This is a genomic window from Rhizobium leguminosarum bv. viciae USDA 2370 (assembly GCF_002008365.1).
Lineage (GTDB): Bacteria > Pseudomonadota > Alphaproteobacteria > Rhizobiales > Rhizobiaceae > Rhizobium > Rhizobium leguminosarum.
Genome location: NZ_MRDL01000039.1, coordinates 28686 through 41387, shown reverse-complemented (window position 1 = coordinate 41387; position 12702 = coordinate 28686). Strand labels below are relative to the sequence as shown.

General features: G+C 59.6%; 10 protein-coding genes and 1 pseudogene. 10 read left to right on the top strand and 1 reads right to left on the bottom strand.

Going from position 1 to position 12702, the window contains the following annotated elements; genetic code table 11:
• The 3 genes and pseudogenes from BS629_RS20815 to BS629_RS40560 form a co-directional block, all read left to right on the top strand.
• On the top strand, positions 1–1917 hold the full coding sequence (locus tag BS629_RS20815) for a mechanosensitive ion channel family protein (protein WP_041936547.1): 1917 nt from the start codon (positions 1–3) through the stop codon (positions 1915–1917).
• A 1-nt stretch (position 1918) separates the two neighbouring features.
• Positions 1919–3052, top strand: a complete 1134-nt coding sequence (locus BS629_RS20810; RefSeq protein WP_077988432.1) for a hypothetical protein — start codon at positions 1919–1921, stop codon at positions 3050–3052.
• A 303-nt stretch (positions 3053–3355) separates the two neighbouring features.
• Positions 3356–3460, top strand: a pseudogene (locus BS629_RS40560) (sugar-binding domain-containing protein); the annotation flags it as partial.
• Positions 3461–3697: 237 nt separating this feature from the next.
• On the opposite strand, the gene BS629_RS20800 reads toward BS629_RS40560, so the two are convergent.
• The gene (locus BS629_RS20800; RefSeq protein WP_041936267.1) at positions 3698–3880 is read right to left on the bottom strand and encodes a hypothetical protein; all 183 of its coding nucleotides are present in this window, start codon (positions 3878–3880) and stop codon (positions 3698–3700) included.
• 105 nt (positions 3881–3985) lie between these two features.
• On the opposite strand from BS629_RS20800, the gene BS629_RS20795 reads away from it, so the two are divergent.
• The 7 genes from BS629_RS20795 to BS629_RS20765 all read left to right on the top strand — a co-directional run bounded on the left by BS629_RS20795 (position 3986) and on the right by BS629_RS20765 (position 12697).
• Positions 3986–4576, top strand: coding sequence for a type II toxin-antitoxin system VapC family toxin (locus tag BS629_RS20795; RefSeq protein WP_011651526.1), 591 nt, complete (start codon positions 3986–3988; stop codon positions 4574–4576).
• 79 nt (positions 4577–4655) lie between these two features.
• Positions 4656–5468: a hypothetical protein gene (locus BS629_RS20790; protein ID WP_011651525.1), complete on the top strand. Its 813-nt coding sequence runs from the start codon at positions 4656–4658 to the stop codon at positions 5466–5468.
• A 798-nt stretch (positions 5469–6266) separates the two neighbouring features.
• Positions 6267–6635, top strand: coding sequence for a hypothetical protein (locus tag BS629_RS20785; protein ID WP_077988431.1), 369 nt, complete (start codon positions 6267–6269; stop codon positions 6633–6635).
• A 228-nt stretch (positions 6636–6863) separates the two neighbouring features.
• The gene (locus tag BS629_RS20780; protein ID WP_011651522.1) at positions 6864–7580 is read left to right on the top strand and encodes a hypothetical protein; all 717 of its coding nucleotides are present in this window, start codon (positions 6864–6866) and stop codon (positions 7578–7580) included.
• A gap of 4 nt (positions 7581–7584) precedes the next feature.
• Positions 7585–9834, top strand: coding sequence for a DDE-type integrase/transposase/recombinase (locus BS629_RS20775; RefSeq protein WP_011651521.1), 2250 nt, complete (start codon positions 7585–7587; stop codon positions 9832–9834).
• A complete protein-coding gene (locus BS629_RS20770; protein ID WP_011651520.1) occupies positions 9831–10877 on the top strand; it encodes an ATP-binding protein in 1047 nt (348 codons plus the stop codon). Before BS629_RS20775 ends, BS629_RS20770 begins: the two co-directional genes overlap by 4 nt.
• Positions 10874–12697: a TniQ family protein gene (locus BS629_RS20765; protein ID WP_077988430.1), complete on the top strand. Its 1824-nt coding sequence runs from the start codon at positions 10874–10876 to the stop codon at positions 12695–12697. Before BS629_RS20770 ends, BS629_RS20765 begins: the two co-directional genes overlap by 4 nt.
• The last annotated feature ends 5 nt before the right edge of the window (positions 12698–12702 follow it).

The window sequence follows — 12702 nt, the reverse complement described above, 5'->3', positions numbered from 1 at the left end:
ATGAAATGGATCGGCGGACTCCTCCTGTTCGTGTTGATGTCCGTCGTCGCCACTGCCCAGGAAGCGCCGCGGCCGCAGAAGGTCGACGACCTCGTGCGGCTACTGCAGGATCCCGAGGTCCGGGCATGGCTGGAGAAAGCGCCCGGCCCGGCACTTACGACTGTCCAGCAAGCGGACTCCGGGCTGGCCACATGGGAGGCTGCCACCCGGAGCCGGATCGATGGTGTCGTTCAGGCAATGCCAAGGATTCCCGCCGAGGTGATGGCCGCCGCTGCTCGCACGAGAGAAGATGCGCTGTCCCATGGCCGGCTGCCTGTCTTCGTCGCATTCCTTGGGCTGATGGCAGTCGGACTTTTCGCCGAACGTCTTTTTGCGCGATCAAGAAGGCGCATGGAAGGGCTGCAGGAGCGCCTGCTGGCCATTGGCATCTCTGCGGTGGCGATGGCCGCCGTCTACTTTGCCTTCGATTGGCCTGCACTCCCACGCATCGTACTCCTCGTCTCGCTGCTGGCGCTCTCGGCATATCGGGCGATCTCGGCGCTGCTCGACACGGCCGTACTGACAATTTCCGCTCGCAGGCGGACGAAGATTTTCGCGGGGGCCGCGATCGTCGGGATCGCAGCGGCAAGCCTCGGCCGGCCTTTGTCGGTCGACCCCTCGGTGACGGCGGCGATCTCGTTCTGCTTCTCGATCGTTCTTCTCGCCCTGGCCGTTGAGGGCGTCGTCTCCTCGTCCGAGAGGCCCCTTCGCATGCGCATCGCGCTCTGCCTTGCCTTCGTGATCATCTGGGCACTCTGGTGCGTCGGTCTCCGCGGTCTGTTCTGGCTGGGCGTCTACGCGATGACGCTGCCCTCGGCGCTTCGGTTCGCCGGTCAGACGGCAGCCGACACGATTCGCTCGGAACCCGATAGCACCAAGCGCGTCCTGCTTGTCCGCGGCAGCCGGGCCGTCGTTGTCGCCATCGCCGTCGCATGGGTGGCGATCGTGTGGAGGGTCGATCCCAACTCGCTTGTTCACAGCGATCCTGCCGTGGCCTCGGTGGCCTACGGACTTCTGAAGAGCGTCGTCGTCCTGCTGCTTGCCGATCTCGCATGGCACCTGGCGAAGTCGTGGATCGACCGGCGCCTCTCGGTGCAGGCCGAAGCTGGAAACGATCCTTCGCAGGCTGCCCGGCGGGGGCGGCTTCGCACCCTGCTGCCGATCTTCCGGAACGTGCTGGCCGTGATGGTGGCGGCTATCGCCGGGCTGATCGTGCTTGCGGAGCTCGGCGTCGAAATCGGGCCGCTGATCGCAGGTGCGGGCATCTTCGGCGTGGCGCTCGGCTTCGGATCGCAGACGCTGGTGAAGGACGTCATCAGCGGGGTCTTCTATATGCTCGACGACGCCTTCCGTGTCGGCGAATACATTCAGGCGAAGAGCTACAAAGGGACCGTCGAGGGATTCAGCCTCCGGTCGGTGCGGCTTCGTCATCACCGCGGCCCGGTGTTCACCGTTCCGTTCGGCGAGCTCGGCGCCGTCGAGAACATGAGCCGCGACTGGGTCATCGACAAATTCCGGGTCAATGTCAGCTACGACACCGACATAGAGAAGGCGCGCAAGCTCGCGAAAAAGATCGGCGCCGAGCTGCAGGCCGATTCGGAACTGGGGCCGATGTTTATCCAGCCGCTGAAGATGAAGGGTGTCGAGGAGTTCGGCGATTATGGCATCGTTCTCAGCTTTGCGATGACGACAGTGCCCGGAATGCAAACCTATATCCGGCGCAAGGCCTATGCGAAAATTCGAGAGGCTTTCCAGGCGAACGGCATCGAATTCGCGACGCCGTCGGTGCAGGTCGGCGGCGACGATAGGGACGGCGCTGCCGCTGCGGCGGCCGCGATACGCACGCAGCAAGCCAAGGTGGTGGCCGCGGAGGGGTAGAATGGCCAGCGACGACGATCGCCTGCGGATCATGCATGGCGGGCCGTTCTACGAGCTGATGACCCGGCTTGGCATACGCAAGCGCGGATGGCGGGCATTCGTCTTCGCAGGCCTATGCTGGACAATCCCGGTGCTGCTTCTGCTGGCGACCAGCGGCGGACACGGGGCCGGCCTCTTCCTTCACGACTGGGGAGCGTGGGCAAAGTTCCTGATCGCGCCGGTCCTGCTGACGCTGGCGGAAAAGCCCATCGGTTTCGCCCTCGACGAGTGCGTTTCAATCCTCTTTAGGATTCCGCTCGTGTCGTCGCAATCCATCCCAGACACCCGGAAGGCCCTGCGTGATGCAGGCGCTCGAACAACTGCCGGCTTTCCGGAACTCATCTGCTTAGGTTTGGCGCTCGCCGCGACGGTCTTCAATGCGTCCACGTTCCTTGGCGGATCCGCGCCCCCATGGGCGGTCGACGACGGAAGCATTTCGATGACAGGCTTCTGGTGCCTGGCAGTCGGCAACACCGTCTACTGGTTCCTGCTGACGCGTCTCGTATGGAAGCATGTGATCTGGTGCCTATTCCTGTCGAGCGTCGCAAGGTGCCATCTCCGTCTCGTGGTCACGCATCCCGACGGCCATGGCGGCCTCGGCTTCCTCAGCTATTACCAAGCCGGCTATGGCCTCTTCACGCTTGCGGTGAGTTCCGTCTTCGCGGCCGGCGTCGGCCATGTGATGCAGCGCGAGACCGTGACACCCGGTCTGTTCACCGCCGTCTGCGGGGCGTGGCTGGTGGTGGTCGTGATCTACTATGCTGTTCCACTCGTCGGCGTCGCCATGCAAGTCTCCCGTCTGAAAAGGAAGACGATCCTGCTGTCTCTCTCGAAGGTGACGGATTTCGAGCGATGGAGCGAACGTGCGACGCTCGGAGATAATGTCGTCGGTGATGAAAGAGAGCCAGAGGTGGCGGAATTCCGCGATGTGAAACCGGTCTACCTCGCATCAATGAAGACGTCCGCGATGCTGATCAACAAGGGTAACGTCCTGCCTGTTCTGGTGCCGGCACTGCTGCCGATGTTAGTGGTCGGCGCATCGTACCTGCCGTATTCCCAGCTCGGTCCGATCGTGAAAAGACTTTTGCTACTTTGAAGGTGGGCGAGCCGGCGGAAGAGCTTTGATCTCCTCAGATCGTCATACCAGTTCGTCAATTTTGAACGCGCCTGTTCGACATCTTGTCGAAGATTTCCGGCACGATCCACTCTGCCGCCATGTGGCGAGAGAACAACTTAAGCAAACGTTGGCGAGAAAGCGAAATCGTGAGGCCCCCTTCCCGGCAGAACTCGTGCCCTGAGCAGGCACTGCCTCTCGAGTGACGCCAAGCACGCCGGCATCGAACGTCTCGCCTGCGCCGACCGTATCGACGACGGTCCTAACTTGGTCGCGTAGCCGTTCGCCGCAGCTATTGGAAAAGACGGGGTTCCTGCGATCCGAGCCGCGCTGCGTGGCGGATACGTGAACATCCTGGTGACGGATAAGATCACCGCGGAGATGCTGTTGGACGAGGCGTGATAACAACCAGTTGCGATGGCTCGAAGCCGATCGCAAGACCGCGGGGATTTCGGCGGGATCGGGCAGTCGACCTGTCTGTCAGTAAATTTTAAGCTGCCGATCTCGAAGGCACCCAATCACCGCTTGGCGCCGTAGCGCCTGCTGACAAATTTGTCGGCACTTCTGGTAACGTGGCCTCAAGCTTGGAACGTAGTTAACGAATCCTTGCCGTGGGGGCGCCGAAATCTAGCCCTTGGGACGCAACTTCAACAGAGAATCGGCGGCATCCGGCTTACTGAAGTCATCTTCGATCTTGAGCACATAAATACCCGTCTCGTCGCGAATCCGTTGCGGACCAACGGTTCTTGCCTGTTCCAGCACCCGCGCAAGATTTCTCTCGAGGTCCTTGGCCGTCCAGACCGGGTTCATTCCATTCCACCGCCAACAAAGATTCGAACGGTAACATTTTAACAGGCGCAAAGCAGTTAGCATACCTTCGTTTAGACGGGACCAACAATTGGAAGCGGCGAGCCGGTGGGGCAGATTCTCGTTGATACCAACATAATCAGCGTGGCCTATCTTCCCGAGCCTCCGGACTGGGTTTGGGAATGGCTGGCGGAACTGCCTCGCGGATCGCTCGCCGTCTCGTGGATCACCATCTATGAGACTGAATATGGCATCCGCAACGTGCAGCGGCACAATTCGAAGAAGGCGATCGAACTGCTCGCCTGGTTCGAGGAGTTTCTCGCCAGTCGTATGGTTCAGCCTGAAATGGACGTGGCCGCGGCCCGTGTGCTCGGGGCGATGGCCGCGCACCCCCCTCTCAAGCACTTCTTCTTCACTCCGGAAAAGAAGGACAGGTATGGCAGGACGATCAAACAGGACCGGGTCAACCTGGGCTGCGACACAATGTTGGCGGCCCTCTCCATCGCCCACCAGCTCCCAATCGCCACCCTCAACGCCGCCGACTTCTGCCTGATCCATCAGCATTTCCCACTCCCCGGCGTCTACGATCCTCGCGCGGACGTCTGGCATGTGGAGCCGCCCGTCGGCTGGTATGTCGGAGAGGCAGCAAACGACGACGTGATCCAGTCGAGCTGGCCTGTTCCCGACCGCCGATCCTAGTCACCGGGGGACGGCGAAAGGCGTTGTACCTTGCGACATGTGAAGAGACGGTGGGGCGTACGCTCACCAGGAGATTCCCATGTCGATCAGGCTCATGATGGCGCCGAACAACTATCCCTACACCCACGGGTGGGGAGTGTATCCCCAGCTCGCGACAGAACTCGGGAAGCGGCGTCGCAGTGCGAAGACCATGCTCGGCTTCATCGACGGGACGCCCGGAGTAAAACCCAGCGACTGGCGGTATTCAGCGCTCATTCTTGAGGGCGCCTTCAAATCCGTCGCCGGGGAAAGTTCACGTGACTGGTTCACCCTCTGCAATCATCTTGGTCAGCCTTCACGGGCTCTCGCTCACGAAATCTTCGAACATCTTCGGACCTTGAAGGAGCTCGATCCGCGGTCAAGCGAGGCGGGGCGGACTTTTGACCTGCTGGAAGATCTCGCCCTGCCGGACATGCTGCAGTACTTCCGCGAAACGACCTCCGCCGAGGACCCGCGGCCGGTCGACGTCCGCGAGGGCTGGTGCCACGTCCTCTGGACGCACGAGACGCCGGACCGCCTGCTCGTCGGCGCCGTGCACGGTACTTCCGTCGAAGTCGTGTCCATGCTTGACCACCGGTCTCCCGGAGTGCGCCACGGCGTCCTGGCCGCGTGGCACGTCGAAGATCCCGACTGGGCCGCGTCGCAAATTGTAAGAACGTTCGGAAAGTCGCTCGACCAGCTCGGCCTCATGCAGCTTCCGGCGGCGGAAGGGATACCCGCGATCAAGCTGCTCACCGAGAACGCGATCTGGAAGACGATCGTCAAGTCGCCATGGCATGTCGAAGCCGTGGAACCGCCCTGCGGCGAAGCGGCGGACACCTATTCCGATGTGGTCTCTGACTTGTCCCTATAAATGCGAATCCTTGCGCGCTTTAGTTGAATCCTTGCGTGCGCGTCTCCAGTCCCAAATCGGGACAGGATTCGAGAGAGTTGACAGTTTGTTAAGCGTATGACGTCGTAACATACTGAAAGGGCGTCGCGATTGAAAATTGATCAAAAGACGCACGCCCGCATGCCATCGGAAAATACTCTTGCATTGCGTGTATTGTCGAATTATGGTGCAGCCCGGCCGTAAGGTCCGTCATGTCGGCGGACCGGCCTTGAGGAGCATGCCATGACTGCAGTCATGTCGATAATAGCCGGGCCCCCTGCCCGCTTGGCCCCGTAGGCGTCGACAGAGCTGCGCCGTGCCCGCGATGAGGGCTCGGCCGTCCCGAAGTTCTTCCCACCGATTTTTGGAATGAGGGTTCGAAATGTCTGGTTACGAGAATACAGCCTTCTCGGCATTCGCTCGCAACGTTTCCCGGAACAACGCGGAATTTCCGCAGATAGCCTGACGCGACATTCGTCGTCGTCTCGTTCATCCTGTCCGTCGCGTGCCATGAGGCCCGGCGGCTCCTTCCGGAGGTTGCCTGTGATTGAGCTGTTCTCCCGCGGTCCTATGACCGCCATCGCCGCCACCGCCCTGCTCGCACGCGTCGCGAAGCCGATAGGCTGACGTCCGAGCGGCCGTAGCGCGGCCAATTTCCCCGTCGTGCCTACCAGGACTGCATCGCAGGCCTAGGACTCGCGCGCTCTTTCGAGCGCCGAGCCGGCTGCGCCGTCGTCCTGCCGAACCGAGAGTTTGTCGCAGCACAAGGAGTACGTAGTCATGCGCGACCTGATCGAGTCCATCCTGCCCCGCACCTATCTTTCCGAACTCGACGAGGAGTACGGCGTCGTCGACGTGGAGGAGATCGTCGAAGCCCTCGACCTCGAGGCCGACAAGCATTGCTTCTCCGCGACCAACGTCGCGCTTCAGAAGAAGCACGCGATGATGCACGTCGAAGGGGCGCTCGGCATGTTTGCCGCCTATTCCGCCATGCAGTCCGAGATCGAGGACCTCAACGACTGGAGACCGGCCGGACACGAGCTGCGACCGTGCTCGTTGCGCACCTTCAGCAACCGCATCGCCTCGTTTCAGTACCGCCTGGCGGAGGCTGAAGGGCATGACATCGCCCTGCTGAGCGACGCCGCCTGACGGCGCCAGACCATCACGAGGCACGCCGGCGTTCGTCTCCGGCATGTCTTCCCTAAAGGTACGCCAGGATAGGATCCACGACCATGCTCGCCGCACTCATCGATATGATGCACTCACGTCACCAGGGCTTCGACATCCTCGAACGTCCCATCGCAAACGAGACCAACTTCGCGAATTCGACCGTCACGAGAAAGGTAGGAGGCTTCGAAATATAACGAAGAACTGGGTGTGCGGACTGGAACGCCGCCTCAGCGCGGCGAGTTTGACCGCGAGATCCCGTTCAAGGGGACGCTCGGCGATGAGGTCGAGGAAGAGGAGTTCGTCAAGACTATCGCGTCGTGTCGTGTTGTGATCCTTGATCGCTCCACGAACACCTACCATCGTCTGGAGAGCAACCTAGAAGCGGGTCTCGTGAAGATCCTGCTCGCCCGTCACGACACGCTCGCGATCAAGGGGCAAGACGGACCTTATAGCGTGATCGTCGAGGGCAAGACTATCCTTCACATCGTCGACGTCCGGCGAACCGCGGTGGGTGGCGCGATTACGTATTTCGTCGTCAAGGCGGAGGGCAGCACCGCTCGCGCCACTGCAGGTTTGGTTAAACTCCTCAATAACCAACTTCCCAAAAACAGTGGTGATCGGTTCGTTCTCGTCACCAACAGGGACATCACGAAAGGTCGTGTTAACGCGGCCGAGAACATTCTCCACACCCGCGAGGTCCGGAACAACTCCGAGACGTCGCGCGTGCATGATGCACTGCTGGAGCACGGCGGACGCGCTAAGGTCTGGCATCTCGCCCAACTCCTGCCCGATCTCCCTATGGCGAACATCTGGACTGCCGTTTGGGACCTGATCGACAGGCAACTTGCCATTTTCGACCACCCGACCCCCGAGAACGTCATCATGTCGGAGGGATCGTGGATCGGTGCGATTTCGAAGGATTGAACCGATGCCAGTGACCGCGTCCGTGCTCGACTACACCAGATACACGTTTACCCAGGACGACCTCATTCGGTACCAAGCCCGTGACTGGTGCCTGAAATCCAAGAAGACCGGCAACGACGGTTCAGAGTGGGAAGATGGCGTCCTCATCGAAACCTGCGACGGGAAGGACCCGCCGAGGACGGAGGCACTCGAATATTCAGATATCTCCGAGCTCTTCCGTCACAAGCAGATCGAATGGGAAGAAGGATACTTCAGCGCCAAGAATGCGATCGCCAGACGTAAGGGGATCAAGATCTTCGACATGTCGGCGGCGACGATCTTCCGGGTGCGGATGGTAGCCGAATTCCTCGAACTCGAGCTCGACCGATACGAGACCGGAGAATACTACCCGCGATCCGACGCCGGCTACGCGAAATTCATCGCGGCGTTCAAGGCGGAGAACGAGTTTCTCATTCCTCCGAAGACCGGCAAGCGCGCCGTCATTCCCGGTCCTCGGCAATTCGGAAGGCTCGTCGAGCGTTTCGAGGACAACGAACTTGAGCCGACATCTCTCGCTCCCCGTCATCGGGGCCGGGTCGGCCAGGAGTCGCGCTTCACCACCGACGAGCTGCGTTTCCACGCCGAATATGCTCAGAAGTTTCAAAGCAAGGACAGGCCGACCAAGCTCGACTGCTATGTACAAATGTCGGAGGCTAACGATGCACGCGAGGCAAGTGAAATGCCCCGGTTCGATGTCCCGTCACTTAGAACGTTTCAACGGATCATCGACGACCTAGGAAATTTCAGCAATGAGGTGGCCCGTGCCGGCGATCCCATGAGGGTGATCCGGAAATTCGGCATGTCCCGTCGCGGATACCAGCCACAGCGACCGCTGGAAGTCGTCGAAATGGACGAACACAAGCTCGACGTCATCCGACTGCTCGTGAGGAATGGAATCTGGGACTATCTCCATCCGGAGGTGCAGCGCCGCATCGAAGAGAAGATCGGCGAAAAGAACGACGGCAGAGTGTGGCTCTCCGTTGCTCTCGATGCTTGCTCCCGATCGGTTTGCGGCATGAAACTTCTATGGGGCGGGCCAGACGGAGCGTCGGCCGTCGCTACACTTGCGATGGTCGCCCGTTCGAAGGAGTTCGAGACCCAGCTCTACGGAACGACGACCTCGTGGGTGCAGCAAGGAACCGCGGAGAGCGTTCACGTCGACGCGGGGACGAGCTACACATCGAATGAATTCCAACAGGCGGTAATGTCATATACCGGGAACGTGACAATCCCTCCGTCAAAGCATCCGCACCTGCGAGGTAGAGTGGAGCGCTTTTTCCGGACGATCAACCAGCGCTACATCCATCTTCTCTCCGGCCAGACGTTCAGCAACGTCCTGCTTCGGGATAAATACGATGCCAAGAAGCACAGGCACATCACGGACGACCAGCTTGCCGATCTGATCGTGATGTTGATCGTTGATTGCTACCACAATACGAAGCATCGCGGCCTTCAGGGAATGACCCCGCTCCAGGCGTGGCGCTTCTTCAGCCAGAATGGCAAGGGCGGTGTGAAGCCGGTTCCGAGCGAAGAGAAATATGCCGAGGCTTTCAGCATCGTCGCCAAGTACAAGCTGGGGAACTACGGCATCCAAATTTTGGGTCTTCCTTATTCGAATCGGAGGCTCCAGGCTCTACGTCTGCGTCGCCACGATCTCGAACTGTCTGTCCGCGTCAACGAGATCGACCTCTCCAAAATCCATGTCAAGGACCCCTTTTCCAAAAAACCGGCCGGCGATTGGTTCGAGGTGGAGTGTGCGATGGATGGTCTGAAGGGCGTCAGGGTGATGCACTGGCTGGATCAGATGAAATACCTGCAGTCGCAATTCGGGCGGGACGCCAAGGTCGCCGCCAAGGTCGCGGCAAAAAACCTTGCCGACGCGAGAGTGTTCGCCAACGCCAGCAAGGCGGCTGCGGGCATCGCTTCGCCAATCGCAACCCCGGAAATGATGTATCATTGGTCTAAAATGGTCGTAGCCGGATTCACGATCGTCGACGAGGCGGCGACCGACTACGGGGACGGCACCTATAGTCCTAGCGGAAGTACCGACGGGACCGATCCGTTTGCGCCACTACCCGCCAGCGTCGGCCACGACGTCGACGCCAGTGTCGAAGAGCCCCCTGAAACGGACGGCGTGCTCACATGGGCGCAGATCATGGAAAGCTACAATACCGACTCGGCCAATGTTGGTGAGTCTGAAGAGGACGAATCGTGATTGAGCAGCCCGCTACGAGCATGATGGAGCACCTGCTCCGAACGGCGTCGCGCAAGACGGTCGATCGTGCGGCAATAATCAAAAAAATCCAGGACATTCATGTTCCCACGACAGTGGACGACGAACTCGCGAAAGAGATCGAGATCATGTTGGCCCATATCATGTCGGGGAACGCAACGAGCGGGTACGCACTTACAATTTTGGGTAAGAGCGGCGCCGGAAAGTCGAAGGCGTTGGACCATCTTCTGGACAACCATCCGTCATTCGCCAGTTTCGATGGCCTTTACAATAGGATGTCGTTGAGCCTTCGTGCAGTCACGCCGCCGAGCTGTACCTGGAAGAAGCTGGGAGCGCGCCTCGCCGCTCAGAGCGGCTTGCCCGTTCACGGCGAGACCAACGAAGACGTCGTCTGGAACGATATCCTCCTCGATCGAATGAGGAAGATGGGCACGCGTGTGATCGTGCTTGATGAATTTCAGCATGTGCTGGAGGCCCCGACCAGCCACGCGTACACTCATCTGAGCAACTCGATCAAAAACTTGATGCAGACCCCGTCATATCCGATTTGGGTCATCGTGTCGGGTGTTCCGGAGATCGAGGGTATCTTGGATCGCGACGAGCACAAGCAGTTGGATCGGCGCGTACCGATCATCCGCGTAAAGGACATGCCCAACGACGAGACCACAGTCGGGAAAGTGGTCGAGACGGTGCAGAAGCTTGCTGACGCAAGCGACATCAGGATCGGCTTTCCTTTGATTCACGAATTTGTGCAGCGGCTCATGCACGGCGGAATTTGGCGGTTCGGCATGACCGTGCAAATTATCAAGAATTCGCTGGAAAAGTGCATCTGGGACGACAAGGCCGGCGGCGTCCTGCTTCCAAACCATTTTGCGCAGGGGTACGCACGCCTCGCCAGGGATTGCCCTGACGAACAGAACGTATTCAAGTCAGCGGACTGGCAGAAGATCCAGCGCGAGGTGGATGACAAGGGCTACCTGGTCGATCCGGCTTCGGCTCCTAAGCGTCGGAGAAAGAAAGGGTGAGCGCTCTTTTCGACGTCCCGCTCTTCGAGCACGAGCCTCTTACAAGTTGGTTCGCACGCCTCGCGCGGGCTAATTCCGCGCCGAACTCGCGGGTCCTCTTCCGGTATCTCGGCATCGATCGGGCGGCCTTCCTCAGGGGCGATCGGGATGAAATTGCAAGAGTCGCCGGACAAGTTGGACGTTCCGAAGACGAACTTTTCGCCCGCGCCGTCATCACCAACGATAACGCGAGCGTGACCGTCGCGGGGGCGACTTTCGGGAAGAGAATGGTCGTCGGGCCACGCCGGTTGCGTTTCTGCCCGCATTGCATCCTTTCAGACGATCAGGATGAAGGTCTTATGCCCGGTGCCCGGCGACGCCTTCGGCCGCATTGGATGTTTCTTTCGGTGCAGACCTGTCCAGTCCACCTGACACAAATCGTTGAGGCCGAACACGTTGGCCTCCAGCGTCATCCATATGACCTGATCAGTCAGCTAGAGGTCGTCGCGGAGTCGATGCCTGAATTGATTCTGGAGAGCGTACCAAGACAGATGACAGCGTTCGAACGTTTCGTCTGCGATCGGCTCGAAGGACGGCGAAACCACGGGGACTTCCTGGATACCGTCACACCGGCGGTCGGCATCACCGCCTGCGAACTACTCGGCACTGCCTACGTCTACGGACGAGATACGGCATTCGCTGGTTTGTCAAACGAAGCTATGGTCGAGGCGCGAAACACTGCTTTCGACTTCATCGTCCGTGGGAGCCACGGCTTCACCGAACTGCTGGATTACATCCGATCAAATGGTCGGGCTTCTTATGCTGGTGGACAGGCCCTCTACGGGAAACTGTACTCCGCCCTTCTGATCAATTTCAAGGAACCAGAATACGGCGTGTTAAGAGAACGCATTCGCTCGCACACGCTCAAAACAGTGCGAGTAATCAATGGCTCCGAGTTCTTCGGAAAAGTGACGGACAGCGAATGGACGACCGTCTCCGCGTTGGTCGATGCGACTGGCTCAAGCGACCAGACGCTGCGCCGCCTGCTAGTCGAAATGGGCCATCTGGACTCGGTTCGTCAGAAGGACGGCGAACAAACCATTCCCGTCGCGGTCGTTGAAAACGCGCTCGGGAAGCTTCGGGACATGATCGATTTGGAAGAGGTCGCCGCTATCCTCGGCATCAATCGCATGCACGCTTGGTACCTGCTCAAAGGAGGACTGATCGAACCGGTCGTGAAGCGTGACGGAGGCAGTGAAAGAAGCTATCGGCTTCAGAACCGCTATTCGAAGACCGCGGTGCTCAGACTTCGTGACTGCATCATGAAAAATACGATCACGCCATGTTCGAAGGCCTTGGTGCCGATCTCCAAGGCGGTGAAGCTTGCGAATACCAGTTATGTAGGCATCCTAGAAGCTGTGATCGAAGGACGTTTTAAGCGTTGCGGACGCGCGGAAGACGAAGGGATCGCCGGCCTTCGATTTGACCCAGCGGAAATTGAAAGTCTGTATTGGAAGGCGCCCGGCTCGGCTCTTGATCGTGCCGAGGTTCGCAAGCGGATGCTGCTGACGTCCAAGGCATTCACCTACCTCGTGAGCGAGGGCTACCTTCGCGCCGAAAGGATCCATCTCCATCAAAGTCGCGCACCGGTCTGGATAGTGGCCGAGAGTGACTTCGAAGATTTCAGTTCAAAGTACGTCACGTTCGCACTGATCGCTCAACAGACACGCTGCAGTACGCGTGGTCTGGGTCGACGCAGGCAGGACCGTGGCATCCCTTTGGCGTTTCCTGAAGACAAGGTCGATCAGTGCATCGTGGAACGGATCTACTTACCGATCTGAAGGAA